The organism is Nocardia asteroides (assembly GCF_900637185.1).
GTDB classification, from domain to species: Bacteria; Actinomycetota; Actinomycetes; order Mycobacteriales; family Mycobacteriaceae; genus Nocardia; species Nocardia asteroides.
In genome coordinates this window covers 5,026,016-5,048,477 of record NZ_LR134352.1, presented here as the reverse complement: position 1 = coordinate 5,048,477, position 22,462 = coordinate 5,026,016, and the positions used below count along the sequence as shown (strand labels likewise).

Sequence of the window (22,462 nt, the reverse complement as noted above, 5' to 3'; positions counted from 1 at the left end):
GGAAGGTACACCGCGACAGCTACGGCAACAGTTGCTTTGCTGCAGGTGACACGCCCGGTTGTGGAGTCGGTGAGGAGATGGACGCGCCGGTCGTGTGACCAGTGAGCGCCTGGAATGTCGTAAGTAGGTGTCTCACGCCGAACTTCTGGATGCGGTGGTCGCGCGAGAGTGCAGCGCAGCGGCTGGGGCACCAGTAGACGGATGCCCCAGCCCAGGACTGGGTCCGAACAGTCAGGCGGCTACCAGGCGCCGCTCGCGCGGTGTCGGCACGTGCAGCCCGAGGTAGACCCGGCAGGTCGTGCAGAACCCGTCATCATGCACGGGCACGTATTGGGTGCAGCCCTCGCACTTGCCGGGTCGCTGTCCTGGCGGCAGGACCTGCTGGCGCCTGGGTCGCGTCGGTGCGGGGACCGGTACCTGTTCGTCGTCGACGTCGGGCAACATCGGTGCGCCGGGCAGATCGGGGTGGTTGGCGAGGAACCGGTCGATCACCGCGGTCAGCCACTGCGGGGCGCGGCGGCAGACCTCGGCGAGCAGCGCGCATGCCGAGTCTCGGTAGTGCTGGGCGAAGTACACGCAGTAGGCGGCGGCGAGATCGGCGCCGGTGAACCCGGGCGCGAGTTCGGGCAGCCCGGTGCGGCCGTCGCTGCGGCAGTAGTCGCACAATCCGTCGTCGCTGCGCAGCACACCACCGCGGGCGTGGACAGGGCGCTGGTCGGCACTGGGGCGTTCGACGAAGCACGAAACGCACCGCCACCCGGCGATCGGGGTCATGGCGGTGCGGAAGTCGTCGAGTCCGTTGCCCTGGAACAGATACGCTTCGCGCCGGTCACCGCGCGAGCGCAGTCCGGTGCGTTCGGCCGCCCACGCGTGGGAATGCTCCGGGGATTTCACTGATTCACCGGCGAGCGCGCGTTCGTGGTCGCGTTGGTCGGCGACGTGGGCGCAGTACTGGTGATCCCAGATCGCCCCGGACAGATCGGCCGGCAGCGGCGGACGTTCACCGGGACGCCGCGGCGTCCACCCGCGCGGCGCCGACGCGGTGGGAGTGATTCCCCGCGCGGCCAACTCGGCCCAGCGTTGCCGCAGGCGGGCTTGGTCGGCGACTTCGGTGTCGACGAACAAGCTTTCCCGCACGTAGGTCGTCACGACCGACGGTTCGACCGCGGCCGGCCGGCGGCGTCCACGGGCAGCGACACGGGCACGGATCTGGTCGGGGCGCAGGCGGGAGGCGTCGATGCGTTTGGTCGGCGCCAGCGACAGCCGCGGCAACGGGTTGTACCAAGTGCGGATCGACTGACGCGGCATCTCCGCAGCGACGAGCTGGACTTCGAGCTTGGCCTGCTCGTCGGCGATGGTCGTGCCGTTGCGCCGCGCGCGGTTTTCCAGAATGTGGTTCAGGTCGTGGTCGGAGCGGGAGTGCAGGCCGGGATCGGTGTCGGGCACCAACGCCAGCATCCGCTCACGGCCGAGGTCGTCGGCGTGGCGCCACAACGCGTCCAGACGCCGGAGCGCGGCTTCGCGCGGGTGCAGGGTGAACTGTTCGACCATGAAGTCCAGCAGCCACCAGTCGGCCTCGGTCGCCAACGCGAGCGCGGCGGGAAACGCCTCGAGCGCCGCGCGGCGGTCGAGGTCGAGTTGGAGCTCGATCTCGAAGATCGCGTCGAGGAACGCCCGAGTGCCCGCGACCTGTTCCGAATCGGTACCGACGGACTCGACGACGGTGGACTCGATGATGGCGGGTTCGACGGCCGGGGCTTCGAGGAACACCGGGGAGGGGTGAGCGATAGCAGACACAGCTGATCTCCTGACATAGGGCGAGAGATACGGCGGCACCCGGGGCGCGCTGGAACGCGACGCTCTTCCCGAAAGGGAGGGTGCCGGGCTGGGGTGGGCCCAGCCGAGGGCGACCGACCAGGACAGCGGGCGACACGGCGGAGGGAACGCGCCATTGCGTGCGGGGGCGAATTCCCCACGCCCATCTGGGCCGGACGGGTGGGCGCGGCTGGTGGTGGCGTGGGGAATTCGTTTCCGCCGGGCGCGGGCCCGTAGCCGTGGCGCACGATGGCCTGGTAGCCCTCGAAGGGCTGGGTCCACCCCAGACCGTCACCCGGACCCACCACCGATGGACTCGCTCACCGGCGCGACCGCTGATCGGAATTGAATGGGGATCCGCGCATGCCGGTGTCAAGGTCCGCCGGTCCGGGAGCGGAAAGCTGCCTGAGCATTGCTGCTCGGTCAGGAGACCGCCGCGCTCAGAACGGCGGCTCGCCGAAACCTGCACCGGCCCCAGCCAGTACCGGCGTCTCCCACGGCTCACCTCCGCTGGCGGTTACCTCGGTGTCACCGGGCCACGAATCGCTGCCCGAGCTCGCCGGCGCGGGTATGTTGTTCGCGCGGGTGGTGCGGGTCGCGGTGTCGGGCTGGGCGAACCCACCGCCACTGCTACCGGTTCGGCTGGTGCGGGTGACTTTGGCCGTGGCGAAACGCAAGCTGGGGCCGAGTTCGTCGACCTCGACCTCGTAGACGGTGCGCTTGTCGCCGTCGCGGGTTTGGTAGCTACGCTGTTTGAGCCTGCCCATCACCATGATCCGCGCGCCTTTCGACAGCGACTCCGCTGCGTTCTCGGCTGGCTCTCGCCACAGGTTGCAGCGCAGGAACAACGGGTCACCGTCGCGCCACTGCCCGGTGGTACGGTCGAAGACCCGCGGTGTGGAGGCGACGGTGAAATGCGCCACCGCGACACCGGCAGGAGTGAAAGAGAGCTCGATATCGGAGGCCAAGTTGCCCACCAAGGGCAGTGTCGGTTCGCCGGGCATAGTCGGACCTTTCTGTCATCAGGACGGGTGGAGATGTGCTGGCGTTGGCGCGGGGAAGCGGCGTTGGGCTCGTGTCACCAAGAGACGAAGGTGGTCTCGGTGAATCCGTCGGGAACGGTGTCGGTGACGCTGATGCGTGCGCGGGCCCAGGTCCCGATCAGCGGATGCGCGGGCAGATCCCCTGAGCCTCGCCCGTTGCCTTCGGCGGTGAGCGCCGGCAGCAGATGCAAGGTCTCCGACGCCTCATCCGGGTTCGGAGGACTGCGGTGTTTGTCGATGAAGGCGCGCTGGTCGTGGTTGAGCAAGAACCGCCTGATCGGAATGGCACGGTCGACGACGATGTCGGGGTAGGCCTCCGACAACGCGTGCAGGGTCGGCGGGTACTCGCGCACCGTGCCTTGATCGTCGACCTCGGTGACCGGGTCGGTGTCGGGTTCAGGGTCGGCGTACTGCCCCGCCCACACCAGCCGGGTCGGCGAGGTCAGGGCGCGTTCGACGTCGAGGACGAACGAGTCGCCGATCCACACCACCTCGGCGAGCTTGTAGGCCCACATCTGCGGCTGGATCCGGCCGATGATGGCGAAGTCGTCATCGAGGAAGACCGGGTGGAAGTGCTGTCCCAATGTTCTGGTCCCTTCGATTTCGGGTCGTCACGGTGGATCGGGGCGAGGGCGTGAACACGTGGCTGGCTGGGCTCGTTAGACCGTGCCGCGTCCTGTGCTTGCCGCGCTCGGTATCAGCGCGGGAACGGCGGCCATAATCGAGAGGTAGGTCAGGGCGGGAGAACTTCGAGGAGGGGCTGTGGTGGCGCGACCGGGTGCGGTGTTGATGATCGATATGCAGAACGCCTACCTGCGCGAGGACGTACGGTCCGCGCTCGGGTGGCCACCGATCTGGCGGCTGAACGAGACGATCACCGCGTGCTCGGAGCTGCTGGCCGCGGCCCGTGATGCTGGCTGGTCGGTGATCTATTCACGGCAGATGCTGAGCCAGGCGATGAACCCGCGTGCCGAGCGGCATCGACGTTCACGTCGCGCTGTGCCGGTGCTGTCGGTCCAAGAGCAGCAGTGGCGCAGCGAGATCATCGACGCTGTCGCGCCGCAGCCAGGCGATGTGGTGTTGGACAAGACCCGCCCGAACTTCTTCGCCTACACCGAGCTGGCGTTGGTGCTGAAAAACCTCGGTGTCGAGCGGGTGCTGGTCGCCGGTCTGCAAACCAACATCTGTGTCGAGGCGACCGTGCGGGCAGCGCTCGAGCACAACTTCGAAGTCGCTGTGGCGGCGGATGCAGTCAGCACCGACGGGCCCGCGCTGCATTACGCATCACTGAACTCGATGCGGGTGATGTATGTCGAAGTCGACTCCTGGCGTGAGCTGATGGCACCGGATGCGGCGTGGGACAAAGCCTTCACCACACCGAACTACGGGCGCGACACCGGCTACTGGTCAGAACCGGTCCGCCGAACCGCTGTCGCAGAGTTCACCCGAGGAACACGGTAAGACAGACAGAGGTCTGACAACTGTGGTGATCATGACATGGCCTGATCCGTGCTCTGGCCCGTTCGGTCAAGCCGGGGGAGGATGTCGTCGACCGTGCGTGCCGATCGGTTATGGCCGTGAATCTCGATGCGCGGTGGGGAGTATGGGCAAGGTGCTGGTGTGGAGCAGGTCGCGTAGGAACGCGATCCGCGCGGTGAGGTCCGCCTGCAGGTCGGTGAGTTCGCCGGCATGAGCGGCGACGGCGTCGGTGTCGAAGGTTGAGGCGGTTGCGTCGCGCAGCAGCTGGCGGGCGATGTCGTCGAGGCTGAGCTCGCGCAGCGGTGGGGTGTTGTCGAGTTCGGCGGCCGTGGTCAGCAACTGTTCGATCGTGACCAGCTCGCGGTGGTAGTGGTCGAGTTGCTCGATCAACTCCATGAGCGCGACCCAGGCTGTCTCGACAGCCTCACCGACTAGCCCGGTGGTGTCGGTGGTGGTCGTGACCGCCAGTTGGGTGCGGGCTTTGAGGATGCGGTAGGCGCGCAGGTCGATCTCGGTGACGAGCCGATCCACGTCCACGCGCAACGTGTCAAGGGCTTGCGTGGAATAGGCGGGGCTGGCGCGGATCCGGCGGGCCAACACTCGGGCGATGCCGACCGCGTGTGCTTCCGGCCACGCCTCGGTCGCGTCCGGCCGGGACCGATCCGACAGGGTATCGCGCAAGTGTTCGACTTCGGCGCGGCGAAGAGGGTCAGCGAGCAGAGGTGGCGCCCACGGTCCCTCGGTCGTGCGCGGCCAGATCACCAGCGACTTCTCAACCAGTTCGATCTCGGTCGCGTCCAGGTTCAGCGGGTGGGTGCGGCGGCCTCGTCCGATCGTGGCGATCCGGATCCCGGCGGGCAGCATCGCGAGCCCGACCACCATCACGACCGCGGCGAGCAGGGCCACCCGCCCGCCCGACGGTGACGAGGCGCCGATCAGATTGTCGGCCAGGTCTGCACCCGCGGTCAGCAGCCCGAAGATCGTCGCAACCACGCCGATCGCCTGCAACGAGCCGGACAACCAGTACCACGATCGTGGGGTGATCGTCGTGGTGTAGGCAGTGGAGGAGACCACCTTCGCACGCTGGGTCAGCTTCTCGATCAGTTCCGGGTCGAGCAGGCTGTTGTCATAGACGGGAAATTCGGCATGGCGGAACGCCAGTTTCACCTCGAGGGCCGGCAATCCAGCCGCCAGGACGGCGAGCCTGTGCTCCCGTGCGTCGGTCACGCGGTTCCCCCTGCATTGCATACCTGTCCACCGATCCGGTTGCGGGATGCGATGGCGATGTCCGCTGCGATCCTATCCGCAGAAACGACAACACGGCCGGGGCGATCAGATCCCCGCGTGATCAGTGGCGACGAGCATATAGTCAGGTCGTCGTGGTGAGGTCGATTCTGAGACCGGTCGCGATGTCGCGTCCGGCGTCCGCGATCATCGCGATTCTCGCGGGAGGTTCGCCGCCGTCGAGCGCCGCCTTGAGCAGCACAGCTATCGAGTGTTCGGAGTCTGCCTGCAAGGCCGCTTCCAGACAGATTCGTGCGTAGACGCCGTCGCCGCGGTGGTAGGCGTCGTAGCCACACAGCATCGCGGCCTCAGCCCGATCCCGGCCGGTGCTCGCCCGCGCCACCGACTGCCACAGGATCTGCGCGTCCGCCGCCCAGCTGGTGCCGGTCAACGCGAGCATGACGTCACGGATCACCACATCACGCAGCGCCGCCACGACCGTGGCCAGACCCTCGGGGGTGCAGCCGGATTCAGCGACGGCCGAGATGCGCTCAAGTACCGCGCAGGCGGTGTCACGGTGAAAGGTGGCGCCGTGATCGGCGGTGGCCGCGTCGGCGCGTTCGCCGCGGTAGTGCTCGACGGCCGTAGCGATGAGTGGTGACAGTGCTGCGCTCGCCTGCGGGTCGACCGCGATGAGATCACGCAACTGGCTGCGGCTGTGGTGGATCGCGACACCGTCGAGAGCCAGGGCCAGGGCCAGCGGTGAGGTGGCGGGGTCGTTCACAGTGCCGTCGCTGTCACCGTCGAGTAGGCCGCGGTAGGTCGCGCCGGCGCTGATCGTGGGGACCAGCCAGGCGTGTGCCAGGTTCACCGCCATCGACTGCAGCAGGGCCACGACCAGGTGCGCGGTCGCCGTGGCGTGGGGTCGGTCATCGACGACGATCGCGAATGTTGCGGTAGCGTTCTCACGCCGAAAGACCGTGTCCAGCAACTCCAGTGGCTCCTGCGCGCGGGCAGGGTCGGTGACCGCGTCGAGGTCGACCCGGACTACCACAGGAATTGCCCGCGCGGACGCGGCGGAGTCGGCGGCGGCCGACACCAGCGCCACGACCAGCGACCGGGTGGGGATGAATCGCAGTATCGCCGGGACCGCCGCGATCAACTGCCCGGCGTCGTCGACGCGCACACAGGCGGCATCGCCGCTCCCGGCACGATGAGCGAACAAGCGCGATCCCCCCTGGCAATCGGCATCCACAACAGAGCACTCCTTCTGAATCGATTGGCGAACTGCACTTCCGCTGCCGAATTGGTTGCGCCGTCGGGCTCGGCTACTCGTTTCCTGCGGGTGGGGCCCGGTCGTTGTCTGCGCGACCGGGCCACCGAGCGCAGTGGTGGGGTTAGGCCGCGGTTACGAGTTGCGTCGGCGCGGTCTCGGTTTCGTCGGTCGCCTTGTCTGTTTCCTCGGTGAGGTTTCCGGGCGAGGTGTCGGCGACGGTGCCGGGACCGGGTTCGAGGTCGATGGCGTCGGGATCGAGGTCGCCGGCGGTGGCGAGTTCGACATCGACCAGCGCGAACCCCTTCGCTTCGCCGACCTGGGCCAGGTAGTGCAGGTAGTGGGCCGTGTTGGCGCCCAGCCACCGGTGCTGGCGCCAGGAGTCCTTGCCGAGCGCTGATTCGTGGGCGGCCAGCACCAACCCGAGCACGAACCGCCACCCCTCGGTGGTGGTCCCGCCGCTGGCACGTTCGATCACCTCGGCGTTCGAGTCGAGTCCGAGCTGTTGCATCGCGAACGCACGCGCTCGTGATCCGGACAGCAGCGCGGAGTCACGCGCCAGCGATTCGGCGACGAACTGTGCCGCACCGGCGGGCAAGGTCCGACCCGACATCAACCGGGCCAGGAACTCGATCCGGCGACCCTTGGCCGCAGCGCCGCGCTTGTTGAGCTCGATCACCCTGCGCCGCTCCTCACGCCGAGCCTGGGCGGCGGCCCGTTCCTGCGCGGCCCGCGCGCTTGTCTCGGCCACGTCGACGCTGTTGTCGGTGGCGAGGTCCGGGTCAGCGGCGGGGTCGATGTTGGCGGTGCGCCGCAGGAGGCCGGCGGGCTCGAGCTGGTCGGCGGCCAGGAAGTAGGACGCCAGCCAGAGGTCCCGATGGATCAAACCGTCGGTTGTGCGCAGACCCTCCGCGGGCGGTGTGTCGGGGTCGGCGTCGAAGTCGACGGTGTCGGGATCGATCACCTCCCCGGTGGTCTCGTCGACGAGTTCGGCGTCCTCGATCCGCTCGAGCGCGACCAGCCACCGCGCTGAGTTGGCCCAGATCTCGGACTCGGGTACCGGGGTCTGGTCGATGGTGACGAGGTCCTCGGCGGGAACGAACAGGTCGTGGTCGAGGTAGGCGGGATCGGTGGTCGCGATCGCGAACCCGGCCGCAGCGTAGTGCAGGGCCGCGGCCAGGCGCTGACGCGCTTCGGCACGGTCGCCGGCGACGCGTCTGGCGCGCAGGTCGAAGTTGCCGCGGCCGCCGTTGGTGAGTTGTTCGATCGCGTCGTGGTCGTCGAGGGCTTCGTAGTCGGCGATGACCTGGAGCTGGTCGAGGCTGTACTGGTGTTCGTCGAGCAACGCGCGAGCCGCCGTGGATCGGCCGATCTTGCCGGCCTTGCGCACCCTGATAGTGCTGGTCTGCAACCCTTCGGCGACGCGGGAGGCGGTGGCGCCGAGGTCGAGCATGTAAGCGACCCCGGCCGCGCGGGCGGAGTCGGTGAGCTCGATGCGCCGATCGTTGAGGTTGATCTGGGTCAGCGCGCGGTCGATCAACCGTTCCGGGTCGGTGATAGCCCGATCGGTGTGCTGGATGTAGACCGGGACCTGCAGGCCCAGGGTTCGGGCGATCAGGGCACGCACTTGGCCGTCGACCACGACGATCTGCCCGTCGGGGCCGCGTTCGGCCAGGATCGGGTCACGGACCCCGAACAGCCGGATCGAGGCGACTTCCTTGGCGTGGGCCTCGAGGTCGATCTGATCCTCGGGGCGCACGTTGTGCCCGATCACCAACTCGGCTGGATCCATGTACCGGGCCTCGGCGCGGGGCGGGACGGGCGCTCCTTTGTCTCCGTCGTTCACCACACCGGTTGCGGTGTCTGCGGTTTCGGCGGTGGGCTGGTCGAGTTCGACCGGGTCGACGGGTTCGATCGTGCTGGTGGGCAAGGCAACTCCTCTTCGATTGGCACGGCGGGAGCGGGTTCTCCGGCTGTCGAATCCGGGTGAGCGCATCGTCGCCGTGGGCGGGCTGTAGCAGCAGGTCAACGGGTGCGGCGGTGGCGGGTGACGTTGAGCGGGTGCAGCCGCAGCGTGTCGGCGTTGTCGGCGCGGTAGATTCAGTGCTTGCCGCGCCAGCTGGGGAACTGCGCACGCCAGCGCTCGATCACCGGGTCCTCGCCGAGGGCGGTGACGGGTCCGGCGGTGCCGAGATGGACACGGTGGGCGAGATCGCTGGTCGTGATCGACTCGATCGGGTCGGTCGTCGGCGCAGCGGGGTCGGTGGCGGTCGCGGTCATGGGTGTCCTCCGGTTGCTGATGGTCGGGGCAGGGCTGGCGATGTTCGAATGGGGCGGCTACCACGGCTGAACACCAGCTGGAGATGGCAGAGAGCTCTCCGAACGGCGGCACGCTGAATATTTGCTGGATGGTTCGGCGGGAATCGCCCAAGGGGCCGACTTCGGTTCGGGCAGGCGGTGAGGGCGAGCAGCGGGTGAGTGAGTTGCCGCGTTATGTGCCGGTGCTGGCGGTCGCGGGTGAGTTTTCTCCCGATGATCGGCCAATGGGGTTTCGAAGTGAACCACGACAGGTTGCGGGCGATCGGCTACGTCGAGGAGACATTGCGACTTGAATCGCGCAACGGAAACGGCATCACCATCGCCTGACCTGAACTCGCTGAACTCGCTGAACTCGCACTAGCGGAGCGCGGGTTCGTCGTCGACGGCGAGACCGTGATCCAGCAGGACAGACTGTGGTCGTTTCCAAGCGCTGGCGCCGGGGATGCATCAGAGCGGTACGGGCACCGTCCGCGCGATCGCACCCGTGGTCGCCGCCGGTGTCACGATCGCAGGCGTACAGGCCGTGGCGACCGCGGTCGTTCCAGAGCCTGCCGTGCGCACGCTAATTCAACTGGTCGACGCCGTTCAACCGGGCCGACGGTGCGATCGGGTCGGACTGGACCGGCGCGATCACCACACCGGTCGACGCGACCAACCGCGCCCAGTCCGCGACCCCGGCGACAAACAACCACCACGGTCTACGGTGCGAATGCTGCGCCGCGTCCGGTGACTGCGTCGAGGCCGCCGCGCCGAAATGTTCACCCCAGGTACGGCGTAGGTCGCTCCTCCAGGTAGTGGCTCAGCCGGAGTCGTTGCGTGTGGTGCATATCGAGGCTGTCCAGTTCGGCCGGTGCTACGAATCGTAGTTCGGTGGACTCATCGGAGATGGCGAGCTTTCCACCGATGACCCGGGCCAGGAAGCAGACGTTGAACTGGCGTCGGACCTCACCGTCGCTGTAGGCGATGATGTGGAGTGGATCGGTGTAGGTGCCGACGAGGCCGGTTATCTCGATGTCGAGGCCGGTTTCTTCCTTGACTTCCCGGACTGCGCAGCCGGGGAGGCTGTCGGTCATCTCCATGCCGCCGCCGGGCAGCGCCCATAGGCCGCTGTCGGTGCGTCGCTGGAGCAGGATGCGGCCGCGGTCGTCGCACACGACCGCGGACGCGGCGACGACGAGACTGTTCGGCTCTGGTGCGGCGGGGTCGTCATAGAACTCGGTGCGCGCCATCGGCTTCGCCTTTCACCGGTCGGCCGGTGTGCCAGACCGCGTTGAAACTGTCGCTGTAGGTGTCGAACAGGCCACCGTCGAGAGTACGGCGCAGGTGCCACACGGGGGCGCCGTAGGCGTTGACGCCCCAGACGTGCGCGTTGACATACATCTCGTCGTCGGCGCGGAAGATGCTGTTGTAGAGCGTCGTGGTGTGGGTCCGCAGCTCGATGCCCGGCGTGTCTTCCAGCGCCCGGTAGTGCATCAGGGCCAACCGGCAGCGGGATTCGATGCCGTGCCCGAATCGTTCCTCCCGTCCTCGCTGTTGGACGTTGGCGCTGTCGGGATCGCCCACGGCTATCCGGATCGTGCAGCCTGCCCCGGCACGTTCGATCAGCAGGTCGTTGAGCCGTGGGTATGCCTCGTGGAGGAAGACGGCGGCGTAGACCAGGATGTCGATGCGGTCACTCGCCGGCGTCAGCAGGTTGATGAACATCGAGGCGGAGACGTCGGCTCTCCGGTCGTAGAGGGCAACGAGTTCGGGACTGACGGCCCGGGCTGTGCGTGCCTGTTGGAGGGCGGGCCAGAGGGCATGGACGTCCTCGCCCAAGCATTCGGCGGCTTGGATCGCGGTGCGCCGCCGGGGGACTCGGCCGAGGTTCACCCAGCGTTCGACGGATTTCGGGTCCACGTTCGCCGCCTCGGCCAGCCTCGCGTGTGTCCAACCTCGCGCGGCTATCGCGGCGCGCAACCGCTCGTTCGACATAGGGACGTTGTACACCCTGCGGGACGTCCCGAAGTGGGAAACGTAGGAGGTTCCGTCGTCCCGACGATCGGCGAGAGGCTGGTTGCCAAGCCCCGCCGCCGGGTGAGAGTTCCCCGGCGGCGGGCGCGGTCACCGACGAGGGGAGCCCACGGTGTGGAGACGAGCCAAGGCCGCGACCAGCGCGTTCACCGTTGATGCGATACGGGCGCGGGTCGCACGAGAGGCGGCCCGTGCTGCGATCGCCCAGGACGACGAGCAGACCGGCTGCAGCACGGTGATCGTGCACTCGGCGCCGGTGCGCCGGTTCTCGATCGACCAGGCCCGCAGGACGGTTCAGGCGCACCGCTGCTGTGACCGCACGATCTGCCCTCGCAAGATGGCCGCGATCAACGTCCTGGTCGGTGCTGGTCTGATGAGGCTGGATCGTCGTGTCGGGTACTGAGCAGGAGCCGGGCACGCTGGCCGCCGCGCGGTCTGCGGTCGTCGACACGATGCGCGAGTTCACCGAAGCCGACCGGCCGCGTGTCGCGGGCTGGCTCAACACGTGGGCACCGGTCGACGAGACCGGCCACGTCGGGCCGGTGTTCGCGGTCGGACCGCACCCGGACGACGACCTGTACTCCGACCTGGCGGGCGCGTTGGCCGCGATCGCTGACCCGGATCCGGTGGCCCTCGACGTCATCGACGTCGAGGCACTGTATTCGCCTGCGCTGCAGCGCCTGCTGGAGGTCGCCGAGCGCATCGCCCGCCAAAGCGGTGCGGCGACCGTCGATGTCGACCATGTCGAGCTGGCGTTGCGTCGCCAGCTCGAGCAGAGCCGCCCTCTCGGGGGATGAGCGTGGCCGCCCGGGGGTGCACACCCGGGCGGCCACGGATAGAAGCCTGCGCGTGTCGGCTGCTGGGCCCGGCCAGGGAGAAGGCAGTCGGCGCGCGCGGGTCCGTTTCACAGCGTGCAGCTCGCGCGCCACAACTGTCGACGTCGCACACGTCGAGATCGCACTCGACCGGCGTCGCGATGAAGGGGAGAACCGATGAAGCTCGTTACCACTGTTGTGCCGATCGCCGCGGTCTTGACCACGACCATGTCGGGCGGCGTCGCGGGCGCGGCCCCGGCGATCAAGCCGATCGCGGCCGGGCGGTGCGAATTCAACTTCCACCAAGGTGCACCGTATCTGAAAGAGCCGGCCGCGATGGTCGCCGGTGGCTATGTCGACTGCAAGATCGCGGGCACGCCGGACGTGTTCAGCACCGTGCTGCGCTTGAAGTTCAAGCCGAAGGGTGGGGACTGGTCGACCCGCGCCATCGAACCGTCTGAGCAGGTGCCAGCGCCGATACTGAACATTGCGACCTGGGCATCGTGTGAGCCTGGAGCATGGGTCGCGACGGTCGAGATGTGGGACACTCGGGCGAACACGACGACCCATTACGGCGACGAATCGGCGCCGATCATCACCAGCTGCTGAGGACGGGGCGACCATGATGAACCAGGCGGCACTGCGCTGGCGGCTGACTCGTACCGTCATCGATTTTCGTGCGCGGCACGAGCATCGCAGTGAGCCTGGCGTGTTCCCCGTACGCCGAGAGTGGGGTGGCTGGGCAGTGCGGCCGATACATGGCTGGCGGTCGGTGCGCGTCGTTACTCCGCCGCTCGCTTTCACCCGCCAGATCCCGGCCGATGACCGCGACGCGGCGTTGGACTGGGCGATGGAACGGCTCGGCATCGGCTGACCGGTAGAGCGAAGTGGCCCGGCAGGCCTGCCTGCCGGGCCACTTCTGTGCTCACGGCATGGTGTCGGGGGTGGAAGTGTCGTCGTCTGCGCACTCGGCGAAGTAGTTGACGAAGGCGATGTCGGTGCGTGGCGGCTCAGTCGTGGGGGCGGGCTCGTACGGCGTGATGAGTGTGAGTTTCATGCCTACTCTGACGCGGCCGGCGGCCGAGTGGTTCCTGTTGGGCGCTCGTCAAAATCGCGGTGGTCGCAGTCCGGGCCGGGCAGTGGCAGCAGCACGGTGTCGCCGCAGGTCCTGCAGAGGAACGATCGGTGGCCGCCGTCGACGTGGGATGCGCGGCAGTGTCGAAATCCGACGACGGTCTGACTCGGGGTTAAGCGGTGGCCGTTGTGGCAGAACACCGGTGTCGGGTGCGCCCAGCCCCGCGAGGTGCGGGTCAATCCGGTGCCCGCAGGGACGACGACGCCGTCGATCTCGAGGATCGGTTTCCAGCCCCCGCCGCTCGAACGCATGTTCTAACGGTAGCTGGTTACTCCTTGCCAGCGTCGCGCGACGACTCCCCGCCATCGGAGGGCGGGCCTTCCGCTGGATCCGGCTCGCGCTCGGGTTCCGGCGGAGCCGCTGCGGCATCACGAAGTTGATGTACCAGGCCAGCCTGCTGCAGCGCTGCATCCACGATCAGTTCGTACTGCGCGCCCCGCGCACTTTCCGGAAGCCGATCGGCAATCCGTTCCGCAGTGAGCAGATACGACTGCACCAACGGCTGCTCAAAGTAGTAGCGGACGTGATGCTGGGCAGAGGTGTTCACACTGATAAACGTGTGAGCGATGTAGCCGCCCGTAGCGGTTCCCACGGCTGCGACGATCGCGGCGGCGTACTTCGTCGCTGAGTTCTCGGCGCTCACTGCTATCCACAGGCCTGCGCCCACAATCGCCAACCCAGCGGTCATCGCGAACAAGCTGCTGCGATGAGATGACCGACCCTGCGCGCGAGCCTGAACATCATAGGCCTCCATCTGGCGACGGTTGACCTCCATCAGCTTGAGAAGGTCGTTCGGGCCGGCGACCTTCTCGACAGCGCGATCGACGTTCTCGGTGGCATCAAGAAACTCAGCCGAGAAGTGAGAGCGAGGGCCACCAAAGTACAGCCGTGTAATGAATGTCGTCGCCGTGGTAGCCATAACTAACCCGATGGCGATGGTGACGGCCGTCCCAGCGTCGTTATCGCCAGACACCCCGAGATACAGCATGAAAGAGAAACGGTCATCAAGATCTTCGCCAATGCCATGGCGAAGCGAATCCGATCTACCCTTCGCTTCTGACGCTCAACCCGGGCTACCCGCCCATGCAGTTTCGGTTAGACGCCCTAGAGCGCTAACTCCATCGCCAAAGTTCGCTACGTTGGCTACCTTCAGCTACATGATCTATCCAAGCGGGGAATCGGCGACGCGCGCGGCGAAGCTGGCCAACGTCCCGCACGAAGGCTGGATGCAGGACTGGCCTATCGAGGTATCCGATCCGGCGCGGCTCGATGAATTCGTTCGTCTGCTGCTCGCAAACAAGGCCGACTGGGAGCTGAGTTTCTGGTTGCTGGACCTGGTCCTTGAGTCGGCCGAGGACGATCTTGTCATCACGTCGGCACCGGAAGATCTGCCGGAGCGAACCGAACAGTTGATCGACACCCTGGTTGCGGTTTGGGAAGCCACGCAAGCTCTAGGAATCGCGCAGCGGCTTGAGTACTGGGCGTGTGTGGAAGCCGTCCATCCCGATGAGATGTTCCGCGTGAGCCCATCGGCGCGGGTAGCCCGTCGGCGGATCGGCCACAGCGCTGGATGAGACCGCTTATCGGGGCGTAGTCCTACGCGGGCAACCCGCCTAAAACCGGGGCATGCACGCGATCGGTGACAAGCATGATGGAGATTAGGCGACAGATAGCTTGATCAACGCACCGCGTCACTCAGCTCAGGCGGCCCGGGCGGTGACAGATATGGCGGTCAGCCACGATCAGACCCGATGGGACCTCGCCAGTTCCGGATTCTCGAGATCGACGACGACCGCGCCCTCATTCGATCCACGCTGCAGGAGGCGCCCGGCGCGCACCCGCGGTCGATGCGGCTGACCGACCTGATCCCCGCCGCATCCGACTGAGGTCCGGCACCGCCTCGGTAGGCGAAGCGCCGGACAGTCACATCGCCTACCGGAACCGGCCCACTGCGGGAACCGTCGAACCGGGCATGGGAATGGACTCTGTCGACCGGCAGTCGCTGCTCGACGCCGGCCTGGACCCCGACGATCCACAGGTCTGGGCAGTGCAGGGCAGGATCAGTGACCTGCTCGTCTGCTACGGCATCACACGGGCGACGCTGCATCACTGCGGGGAGGATCAGAGTCCTCGCTTGTAGTCTTGGTGCCACTGCTTGAGAACCGACAATGGTCGGTAGGGGCGATACAAGATGCGGTCCTGGGCCGGAAGGGTGCCTTCGGCCCGCTGCCCGCCATCCATGCTGTGATGGTGTGCGGCAAGTACCTCTGCGACCGTGACGTCTGCACCGACACCGGCCTGGCTCGGCTGACCGGGTGCGGGGTTCTCACAGATCTTCGCCAGGCCGGTGCCGGTCGGCGGGTCGAAGTCCGATCGCGGATCACCGCCATTCCATACCAGCGTGCCGTGTTCGAAGTCCTGGGCGCGGCCACGGCCCATGTTGAACTCGTCGCTGGTCGGTAACCCGAATCGACCAGCTTCCCCACCGCATCACCCCCATTGCTGGCAATCGCGCCGGCTGGACGTCGAGAAGTCATTCGGTGCCCGCCGCCGACCGGTGGAGAGGCAGCACCACGACAACCGGGCCGTGAGGTGCTAGAACTCCCGGCATGGCATTCAGATTCACGGCGTTGGTGGCAAGTGGCCAGGATGATCCCGACGTAGACGATGCCGTGGTGGCAGGCGTGGCTGAGTCCCCGGATGGCGAAGGGTTCTTCCTGCTGTTCATGTGCGATTTCGAGGAGCCCGACGTACAGGAAGTCGCACTGGGAATGGACACCCATTGCCTGGTCATACCGGATCAAGGCACAGCCTACGGTTGCGTGCGTGAAGTGGAACTGACCGGCGATCTTCTGCGCGTGACGCTCGACCCGGACGCCCTCGACGATCTGGGGCTGACCGATTCGGTCATCGAGGCACAACTGCGCGTGCCGTCCGCGCAACTGGCACGACTGCGCGAGGTTCTGCCTCGAATTGTGGCCTTCGGCCGCCCGGAGGCTCGGCCGCGATTGGTCTTGGACTAGCTGCTGAAGAAGGCGGGTTCGCCGAGCGCGGCCGCGATCAGCGGAGCAATACCGGGAACGGCCAGTTCCGTGTGCTCAGGGTAAGTCCTGATTCCGTCCGGGGCCGCTGCTACGGCGCCGCCCCGAGCCGGGAGTCGCGATGTCTCCCTAGCCGGGCGGCCTACCCGGGCCGTTACCGACCTGGGAGTGTGCCGTAGCTACACCTGTGCGGAAACGACGGTGACCGAACGAGGGTCAGCTGGGCAGGCCGACCTCATCGGGGGTCTTGTCGGTGCGGATCCCGCGGAAGCTGGGATGCCGCAGCAGACCGTCGCCGCTGACCTCCCGATACTCGATATCGGCGACCAGCACCGGCTCGACCCACCACGCCGCCGCCGCACCGCCGCCAGCGCCGGATCGTCGAGCGGGCTGGTGTTGCGGCGGATCTCCTCAAGCGCGGCGCGCAGGGTGTGCCGGGACTCGGTGGAGAACCCGGTCCCGACCCCGCCGATACAGCGCAACCGCCCTTGGGAGTGTGCCCGGCCAGGACCAGGCCGCCGAAGGTGGCCGCGGTTCGGCCCGGAGCCGGGCATCGCGCCGACGATGACGGCCTCGGTGGAGGCGCGCAGCACCGTCTTGCTCCACGCCGGTGGAAAGGCGACACCGAGGCGTTGATGAACGCCATGGACGCCTACATCCAAGAGGCCGCCCCCGACCGCGTTATCCACAAAACCACGTCGAGCCTGTCTGATGACGGGTTCGAGGCGCTCGCAGGGCGGGCGGGCCGTCGTGGTTGGACGGTTGCGGGAGTGATCTGCATCACCGAGCATGGATACGACAGTCGACTGGCCGAGATCACGGCGATGCCGATGGAAGTGGATCAGTTGTTCTTCGAACGTCGGCGGTCGCAGCGCCATCGGGGGTGAGCTCGAGGCGTGGCACGACAATTGGGCGGGTATGGGTCAGAGTGGTTGCAGCCGAATCTTGGAGGACCCTGATGCATCCCGACCCAGTACGACGACCGCCGAGCGGGGGAACAGCGATTATCGCCGGGGTTTCGGCGCTGGTCGGCGGCCTCATCGAGTTGGTCTCCGCGGTCGTGTGGATGGCAACTTCGGACTACCCGCTGTTCGCGTGGGGGTTCGCGCCCGCGTGGGCTTCCTTTGTGTCCGCGGTGCTGATGGTTGTCGATGTCATCGCCTCCGTGCTGCTCCTGATCGGCGCGATCATGCTGTTTCGGCGCGGCAGACCAGGGCCGACCGTAGCGGCGCTGGGCTGCGCGGGAGTCGTCGGCGCCTACGTGTTCGGGGTGATTTCGAATGTCGCGCAGTTCGGCCGATTCGATCCCGGCAGCAAGATCTTCCTCGAGTTGACGTTCGGGCAGTCGGCGGTGAGATCTCTGCTCGGAACATATGTCGATCTGCCGTGGTTTCTGCCGATCCTGCTGCTCGTATTCCCCGCAGCCACATTCCTGCTCGCGCTTCTGCCGTCGTCCCGACTGTGGTGCACAGGAAATCATGGGCCGGCTCGTGGCCCCAACTATCCTGCGTCCGGAATGGCCGCCCCCGTCCAGCCTTCTAGCTGGAGATGATTCGGGCGGGCCGCTGTCGGTGTTCGCCGATTCCGCGGGCTGGTTACCTTCATGCTCAGCCCGATCTGCAGCTCTGCCTGTTCGAGATACCAGCTTGGAGCACTATCGTCATCTCGGAACGGCCCGCCGGCCAACCAGTTCGACGGGTCGGCGCGGTCCGAGCCCGGTGCGTGCACCACGACTATCTGGCGGGAGTGGAACCAATGAGTGTCGAGGACTACCCGATCTACTTCGACGCACCCAGCACCGGTCACGACTACCAGGTCCTCCCTGATGGCCGGGTGCCATTGTGGGTGATGCTCACCGTCGGCGACGACGCGCACTGCGTCACGCCATGGCACTCCTACACGGCTCCGCTGGTGCTCTCGGCCACCGTGATGGGCCGCGACTGCGACATACCAGCGGGGGAAGTCATCGGCCGCGAGTTCACCGCATCCGGCGGGCTGGATGAGGCATTGCACGACTTCCGGCTCGTGCACGATCCGCGCTTGTAGTACGGCAGGTCGGGATACGCGGGTCGGCGCCGACTCTGCTGACCTCAAGTGGGTTCGATCAGTGCGGTCTGGTCAGCGCTGAAGGGCGTGGAGTGTCGTTCGCGCGGGCTGGTAGCCGGTGGTGACTTCGTTCAGGTGATTTCGGCGCACCACACCCGCAGCTGCGTCACTGCGACCTCGGAAGCTTCGTCGGTGGGCACCCGCACCGATCCCGCCGCGCGGCCGCCGATCGTCGCGTCGATGCGGAAGTTCAGAGCCCGGCCAGACTCGAGGTCCCGGCCAATGGCGGCGATCGGGCCTTGCAGGTCGATGAAGATGCCTCCACTCGCGGCCGTCGATCCCGCAGTGCTGGGTGGTCCAGCCGATTTCGCACTCCGAGGGCGAATTGCGGCACAGCCACACACCGTAGAACCACAACGCCACGATGCGATGGCATCGGCGCCCGACGCGGCCGTCGAGTTGCCTGTCGGTCAGGTCGGGGAGCGGCGATGCAGGGCGTCGATGAATCCGCGCACCTTGCGCAGGTTCGACAGATGCGCGCTCTTGAGTGGGCGCCGCCCCAGAACTGAGTACCCCGTTACGCGCGTACGAGCAGACGCGGCGAGCGATGCTATTGCAACCAGCGGTTTTGTGGGGCTCCGGCGGATGTTGGGAGACAGCATTGAGCACTGACGACGGCAGCTCCGGTAGCGTCTCAGCGGAATCCGACGCTGACTCGACACCGCCCTCGGCCTCCACGGCTGGATCAACACCGCAACCTCAACAGCCCGTGATAAGCCGAATCCTGTCGCCACTACTGAAGTGGGACGGATGGACCAAGGTTGCTGCGATCGCGACTGCTCTGACCGCGGTAGCGGCCCTGTGGTTCAGTGCTCAATCACTGCAGTCCACGCGCGACCAGTACGGGCTGTCCGCGCAAGGCCAGGTGACAGAGCGGTTCACCAACGCCGTCGAGAGCCTCGGCTCAGAGAAGGTCAACGTCCGACTCGGCGGTATCTACTCGCTCGAGCGCCTGGCCAAGGACTCGGCCGAAGACCAGCCGACGATTATCGAAATCCTCAGTGGATTCATCCGGACACAAGCCCCGGCCGACACGCCGGCCTGCACCTTGCCGGAACTGGTTCGAGATGACAGCGCGCCGAGAGGTTGGAGGTACGCAGGTCCGCTTCCACAGACGGCCATCGATGTTCAAGCAGCACTCACAGTGCTCGGCCGCCGCAACGTCAATCACGACGCGGGTGCATTGCCCGACCTCAGTGGAACGTGCCTGGCCGAAGCACACCTGACGGGTTCCTTCGCCGGCCGATTTCGACGGAGCCAAGATGCCGGAAGCTCACTTCGACGGGACCGACTTGAGGTGCGCGACATTCGGGCGAACCGAACTCGCGACAGCGACCTTCTGGGCTCGCGATCTGCGGTGGGCCGACTTCTCCTCTGCGCACGCGACCGGCGTCGAGTTCAACAGCAGCGACCACAGGGGCGCGAACATGCGAGGCGCGAACCTCACCTCCGCCGTCTTGAACAAAGCCAACCTGATGCTCGCCGACCTGACCGGAGCCGACCTCAGTGATGCGGACCTGACCGATGCCTGGCTTCGAATCAGGCAGCCGACGGGCGTAGAACTCGGTCGCCCCAATCTGTCCGGGGCTTACCACACACCCCAAACACGGTGGCCAGCGGGTTTCAATCCACCGACAAGCGCCGACGGCGTTGTGAGCCACTTTCTCGACGCTGCACAATGCCTTCGAGAGCGGCCGCGCTAGAGGTCGGCAGGCAGAGTTCTGCGCTACTGGTGAATTTCGACACCACCAGAAGGGTTGCAATGGCCAGATCTCCCTGCTGTCAGCCAGTGACCAGGCAGAAAGGGTGACCGGCCGGGTCCAGCAGCACACGCCACCTGTCGCCGCCCGGCTGGTGGTCCGGCCTGACCGCGCCGCACCCCAGCGCCGACTTCTCCGCCGCGTCGAGGTCGGCGACCCTGAGGTCCAGGTGCATCTGCTGCGGCACGTCCTGACCGGGCCACTGCGGGGCCCGGTATCCGTCGACTCGTTGGAAGCCCAGGTCGCAACCCGAACCATCGGTCAGGGCGACGAACTCGTCACTGTCATAGCCGAGCTGCATGCCTGTCAGCTCTTGGTAGAACCGGGCGAGAGCCCGAGGATCGGCGCAGTCCAGGGTCACGCCGCGTAGCGTCGCGATCGACATCGTGCACTCCCTTGGTCATCCGGGTTCGCGGCCCGCGCCGCGCCCGCAGGTCGCTATCCAACCGCACCCTCGCGGCTCGGCTCCACTCCTTTTCGGGCGGCCGACAGCGCTCGCCTCGGGCACAGCGGCAGCGGTGCTCCGCAACCGCTTGTCTGCCCGGGCGAAGGTCCTCCTGGCGACGGGCGCGTCGGCTATGAGAACGGGTGTTCGGGATCGCTGGGCGTGTGGTCGATCCGCCAAGGGTGCACGGTCCGTGCGGATCGCGGCCGCAGCGGACGCCGTAGTCCCGGATACCTGCGGGTGTCAGCTACGGCGTAGCCACGCAGCACCTCGGTCAGGCGCTCCGCGATCTCGTCAAGCTGCTCGGGGGCAGCCACGGCGCCGAACGCGGCGCAGACGCCAAGCTGACGGCGGACGGTGGCCAGCGCCGCTGCCGTTGGCGCGGGGGCAGGCATCTCGGACATGGCCAGCACTCTACCCGTTATCGAACATACATTCGAGACATGTAAGTTCGGCGGCGTGTTCGAGAAGTGGCCGGTGCAGTTCAAACCAGAGCCGTGGCGCGTCGTCGATCCGCCGCAGAAGGTGATCGTCGCCGCCCACCTGGCCATCGGGACCAAGCCGAAACACTTCCGCCAGGACCGGCCGGCGATGCGCGTGAAACTGGGTGGCCTGCGCCTGGCCGGGAACGTCCCCGGCTGGCTCCATGCCTGGGTGCTGCTCGATGACGGAACCTGGATGGGCCTGGTCGCCTTCACCCTGGTCACCGGCAACGGGCACGGGCAACTCCAGCTCCACCAATGGTGCCCCGCGCACGCGCTCACCCCGGCCGACCGGTAGCCGAGAAGTCGTTGTCGACGGGGCCTCGGCTCGCCGGAATTTTCTGTACGAACGTACCGGTATGGCAGCGTGGACAGTGTGGACGGGATCGAAGTCGAGCAGCTCCACGGTGAGCACACACTGCTCCCGCAGCTACTCGCCTCCCTCGACCGCATCCACCAGCTGCGCGACAGCGTCTTCGCCGCACCGTCACGGTTGACCGGGATCGGTGACCCTGATGCGGTCCGGCTCCTCGCCCTCCGCGACGGCACGGCCGAAGGATTCCTGACCGGCAAACCGCACACGGGCCATCTCGCACTGGTCGGCGTCGTACAACCGCGCCGCGGGGTCGGATCGGCGCTGGTACGCACGTTCATCCAACGAGTCCAACAGGTAGGCGTGGAGAAGGTGACGGTGGTCCTCGACACCGACCCGCATGGCCGGTGGGGGCGCCGGCAGTTCTTCGAAGCGCTCGACTTCACCGCGGTACCCGGCAGCGCGTTGCACCTCCACCGTCGGGTGTGAGGTGGTCCCGGTCGGCCGGGCCCTGACGGGGTGAGGGTTCGGCCGACCGGGACGGGGTGCTGAGCATGTATCCCGCCAGAGACTGCACCGCACCTGATGTCGAATCCCACCCTCACCGGCTCTTTGGGATCCGACGAGACGGGAATCTACTCCGCTGCCCTCGGGCTGGCGGTCCGACAGGCGTCCGAGGGTCGATATCGATTCGGCATCCGAATCGGGTCGCTATCGGTCGAATGGTGCAGCGGCCGTACTGAACTCGATTTCGTAGCGGCCGCCGGGATGCACGGTGAAGATCATGATGCCGCCACTGGCGGCGTGGTGACGGATCATCTCGATCAGCGAGGTCCTGTTCTGTTGTTCGGTGAGGGAGATGTATTCGGCGAAGTCGTCGCCACCGACCGCGGTGTAGGAGAAGTCGAAGTACCGCTCGTAACCGACCGCGTAGACCACCTTCGAGGAGCTCTCGGGGTTGTCGGGGTCTGCCAGCAGGCGGGGTCGGCCGTTGGACAGCAGGTAGGTGCCCTGGTCCTTGGCCCACACCAACGCCGGTGGGACGGGGTCGGGTTTGTCGCTGTCGTAGTCTGGCCAGGAATGCTCGGTCGCGGCCATCGCGTGCTCGGCGATCGCCGCGACCTGCCTCAGCGGGAACCACAGTTCGAACTTGCTCATCCGCACGGTCATCGATGATTTCCTTTCTGTCGGTGAATGAT

The 22,462-nt window shown here is 66.9% G+C and carries 31 protein-coding genes; 15 read left to right on the top strand and 16 right to left on the bottom strand.

Annotated elements, in window-relative coordinates:
• Positions 1–231: 231 nt before the first annotated feature.
• The 3 genes from EL493_RS23590 to EL493_RS23580 form a co-directional block, all read right to left on the bottom strand.
• Positions 232–1,797, bottom strand: coding sequence for a hypothetical protein (locus tag EL493_RS23590; protein ID WP_022566074.1), 1,566 nt, complete (start codon positions 1,795–1,797; stop codon positions 232–234).
• Positions 1,798–2,255: 458 nt separating this feature from the next.
• The gene (locus tag EL493_RS23585) at positions 2,256–2,819 is read right to left on the bottom strand and encodes a single-stranded DNA-binding protein (RefSeq protein ID WP_019050268.1); all 564 of its coding nucleotides are present in this window, start codon (positions 2,817–2,819) and stop codon (positions 2,256–2,258) included.
• Between the two features lie 74 nt (positions 2,820–2,893).
• On the bottom strand, positions 2,894–3,442 hold the full coding sequence (locus EL493_RS23580) for a hypothetical protein (protein WP_019050267.1): 549 nt from the start codon (positions 3,440–3,442) through the stop codon (positions 2,894–2,896).
• Positions 3,443–3,620: 178 nt separating this feature from the next.
• Between EL493_RS23580 and EL493_RS23575 the strand changes: the two genes are divergently transcribed.
• Entirely contained in the window at positions 3,621–4,319 is a 699-nt protein-coding gene (locus tag EL493_RS23575) for a cysteine hydrolase family protein (protein ID WP_019050266.1), read from the top strand.
• Positions 4,320–4,427: 108 nt separating this feature from the next.
• Here the strand turns inward: EL493_RS23575 and EL493_RS23570 are convergent, their stop codons facing one another.
• From EL493_RS23570 to EL493_RS23545, 6 genes are all read right to left on the bottom strand, one after another.
• The gene (locus EL493_RS23570; protein WP_019050265.1) at positions 4,428–5,564 is read right to left on the bottom strand and encodes a hypothetical protein; all 1,137 of its coding nucleotides are present in this window, start codon (positions 5,562–5,564) and stop codon (positions 4,428–4,430) included.
• A 142-nt stretch (positions 5,565–5,706) separates the two neighbouring features.
• Complete coding sequence (locus EL493_RS23565) at positions 5,707–6,786, bottom strand: DUF4192 domain-containing protein (RefSeq protein ID WP_162178109.1); 1,080 nt, start codon at positions 6,784–6,786, stop codon at positions 5,707–5,709.
• 172 nt (positions 6,787–6,958) lie between these two features.
• Entirely contained in the window at positions 6,959–8,764 is a 1,806-nt protein-coding gene (locus EL493_RS32485) for a ParB/Srx family N-terminal domain-containing protein (protein WP_019050263.1), read from the bottom strand.
• A 170-nt stretch (positions 8,765–8,934) separates the two neighbouring features.
• A complete protein-coding gene (locus EL493_RS23555; protein WP_019050262.1) occupies positions 8,935–9,114 on the bottom strand; it encodes a hypothetical protein in 180 nt (59 codons plus the stop codon).
• A 797-nt stretch (positions 9,115–9,911) separates the two neighbouring features.
• A complete protein-coding gene (locus tag EL493_RS23550) occupies positions 9,912–10,382 on the bottom strand; it encodes an NUDIX hydrolase (protein ID WP_019050259.1) in 471 nt (156 codons plus the stop codon).
• Complete coding sequence (locus EL493_RS23545) at positions 10,360–11,127, bottom strand: helix-turn-helix domain-containing protein (protein ID WP_019050258.1); 768 nt, start codon at positions 11,125–11,127, stop codon at positions 10,360–10,362. The genes EL493_RS23550 and EL493_RS23545 overlap by 23 nt, the downstream gene beginning before the upstream one ends.
• Before the next feature lie 151 nt (positions 11,128–11,278).
• On the opposite strand from EL493_RS23545, the gene EL493_RS32100 reads away from it, so the two are divergent.
• From EL493_RS32100 to EL493_RS23530, 4 genes are all read left to right on the top strand, one after another.
• Positions 11,279–11,569 carry a hypothetical protein gene (locus tag EL493_RS32100; RefSeq protein WP_019050257.1) on the top strand — a complete coding sequence of 97 codons (291 nt, stop codon included), beginning with the start codon at positions 11,279–11,281 and terminating at the stop codon, positions 11,567–11,569.
• Entirely contained in the window at positions 11,556–11,963 is a 408-nt protein-coding gene (locus EL493_RS23540) for a hypothetical protein (protein ID WP_019050256.1), read from the top strand. Before EL493_RS32100 ends, EL493_RS23540 begins: the two co-directional genes overlap by 14 nt.
• Before the next feature lie 195 nt (positions 11,964–12,158).
• Positions 12,159–12,590: a hypothetical protein gene (locus EL493_RS23535; RefSeq protein WP_022566079.1), complete on the top strand. Its 432-nt coding sequence runs from the start codon at positions 12,159–12,161 to the stop codon at positions 12,588–12,590.
• 13 nt (positions 12,591–12,603) lie between these two features.
• The gene (locus EL493_RS23530) at positions 12,604–12,855 is read left to right on the top strand and encodes a hypothetical protein (RefSeq protein ID WP_022566080.1); all 252 of its coding nucleotides are present in this window, start codon (positions 12,604–12,606) and stop codon (positions 12,853–12,855) included.
• A gap of 51 nt (positions 12,856–12,906) precedes the next feature.
• Here the strand turns inward: EL493_RS23530 and EL493_RS33625 are convergent, their stop codons facing one another.
• Positions 12,907–13,038 (bottom strand): hypothetical protein, encoded by a 132-nt coding sequence (locus EL493_RS33625; RefSeq protein WP_019050253.1) that lies wholly within the window; start codon positions 13,036–13,038, stop codon positions 12,907–12,909.
• A 346-nt stretch (positions 13,039–13,384) separates the two neighbouring features.
• Positions 13,385–14,104, bottom strand: a complete 720-nt coding sequence (locus EL493_RS23525; protein ID WP_019050251.1) for a TRADD-N-associated membrane domain-containing protein — start codon at positions 14,102–14,104, stop codon at positions 13,385–13,387.
• Positions 14,105–14,273: 169 nt separating this feature from the next.
• On the opposite strand from EL493_RS23525, the gene EL493_RS23520 reads away from it, so the two are divergent.
• The 3 genes from EL493_RS23520 to EL493_RS32480 all read left to right on the top strand — a co-directional run bounded on the left by EL493_RS23520 (position 14,274) and on the right by EL493_RS32480 (position 15,256).
• The gene (locus EL493_RS23520; protein WP_022566081.1) at positions 14,274–14,690 is read left to right on the top strand and encodes a hypothetical protein; all 417 of its coding nucleotides are present in this window, start codon (positions 14,274–14,276) and stop codon (positions 14,688–14,690) included.
• Between the two features lie 177 nt (positions 14,691–14,867).
• A complete protein-coding gene (locus tag EL493_RS33620; protein ID WP_019050249.1) occupies positions 14,868–15,002 on the top strand; it encodes a hypothetical protein in 135 nt (44 codons plus the stop codon).
• A gap of 86 nt (positions 15,003–15,088) precedes the next feature.
• Positions 15,089–15,256, top strand: coding sequence for a hypothetical protein (locus tag EL493_RS32480; protein ID WP_022566082.1), 168 nt, complete (start codon positions 15,089–15,091; stop codon positions 15,254–15,256).
• Here EL493_RS32480 and EL493_RS23515 read toward each other — a convergent pair.
• Entirely contained in the window at positions 15,238–15,555 is a 318-nt protein-coding gene (locus tag EL493_RS23515) for a hypothetical protein (RefSeq protein WP_022566083.1), read from the bottom strand. The two genes, EL493_RS32480 and EL493_RS23515, sit on opposite strands and share 19 nt — an antisense overlap.
• Positions 15,556–15,725: 170 nt before the next feature.
• On the opposite strand from EL493_RS23515, the gene EL493_RS23510 reads away from it, so the two are divergent.
• The gene (locus tag EL493_RS23510) at positions 15,726–16,139 is read left to right on the top strand and encodes an Imm10 family immunity protein (RefSeq protein WP_019050246.1); all 414 of its coding nucleotides are present in this window, start codon (positions 15,726–15,728) and stop codon (positions 16,137–16,139) included.
• A gap of 234 nt (positions 16,140–16,373) precedes the next feature.
• Here EL493_RS23510 and EL493_RS23505 read toward each other — a convergent pair whose 3' ends face one another.
• Positions 16,374–16,490 carry an ATP dependent DNA ligase gene (locus EL493_RS23505; protein WP_019050245.1) on the bottom strand — a complete coding sequence of 39 codons (117 nt, stop codon included), beginning with the start codon at positions 16,488–16,490 and terminating at the stop codon, positions 16,374–16,376.
• Positions 16,491–16,792: 302 nt separating this feature from the next.
• Here EL493_RS23505 and EL493_RS23500 point away from each other — a divergent pair, with 302 nt between their 5' ends.
• The 4 genes from EL493_RS23500 (at position 16,793) to EL493_RS23485 (ending at position 19,966) form a co-directional block, all read left to right on the top strand.
• Positions 16,793–17,044, top strand: a complete 252-nt coding sequence (locus EL493_RS23500) for a hypothetical protein (RefSeq protein ID WP_019050244.1) — start codon at positions 16,793–16,795, stop codon at positions 17,042–17,044.
• A 71-nt stretch (positions 17,045–17,115) separates the two neighbouring features.
• Positions 17,116–17,709, top strand: coding sequence for a hypothetical protein (locus EL493_RS23495; RefSeq protein ID WP_022566085.1), 594 nt, complete (start codon positions 17,116–17,118; stop codon positions 17,707–17,709).
• 203 nt (positions 17,710–17,912) lie between these two features.
• Positions 17,913–18,203 (top strand): hypothetical protein, encoded by a 291-nt coding sequence (locus tag EL493_RS23490; protein ID WP_126405866.1) that lies wholly within the window; start codon positions 17,913–17,915, stop codon positions 18,201–18,203.
• 1,322 nt (positions 18,204–19,525) lie between these two features.
• Complete coding sequence (locus tag EL493_RS23485) at positions 19,526–19,966, top strand: pentapeptide repeat-containing protein (RefSeq protein ID WP_022566088.1); 441 nt, start codon at positions 19,526–19,528, stop codon at positions 19,964–19,966.
• 79 nt (positions 19,967–20,045) lie between these two features.
• Here EL493_RS23485 and EL493_RS23480 read toward each other — a convergent pair whose 3' ends face one another.
• The gene (locus EL493_RS23480; protein WP_022566089.1) at positions 20,046–20,408 is read right to left on the bottom strand and encodes a VOC family protein; all 363 of its coding nucleotides are present in this window, start codon (positions 20,406–20,408) and stop codon (positions 20,046–20,048) included.
• A 191-nt stretch (positions 20,409–20,599) separates the two neighbouring features.
• Entirely contained in the window at positions 20,600–20,872 is a 273-nt protein-coding gene (locus tag EL493_RS23475) for a DUF6374 family protein (RefSeq protein ID WP_019050240.1), read from the bottom strand.
• Between the two features lie 73 nt (positions 20,873–20,945).
• Here EL493_RS23475 and EL493_RS23470 point away from each other — a divergent pair, with 73 nt between their 5' ends.
• Positions 20,946–21,248: a hypothetical protein gene (locus EL493_RS23470; protein ID WP_198041200.1), complete on the top strand. Its 303-nt coding sequence runs from the start codon at positions 20,946–20,948 to the stop codon at positions 21,246–21,248.
• 78 nt (positions 21,249–21,326) lie between these two features.
• Entirely contained in the window at positions 21,327–21,752 is a 426-nt protein-coding gene (locus EL493_RS23465; protein ID WP_126405864.1) for a GNAT family protein, read from the top strand.
• 222 nt (positions 21,753–21,974) lie between these two features.
• On the opposite strand, the gene EL493_RS23460 is transcribed toward EL493_RS23465, so the two are convergent.
• The gene (locus EL493_RS23460) at positions 21,975–22,433 is read right to left on the bottom strand and encodes a DUF3085 domain-containing protein (protein ID WP_022566091.1); all 459 of its coding nucleotides are present in this window, start codon (positions 22,431–22,433) and stop codon (positions 21,975–21,977) included.
• Positions 22,434–22,462 lie beyond the last annotated feature (29 nt).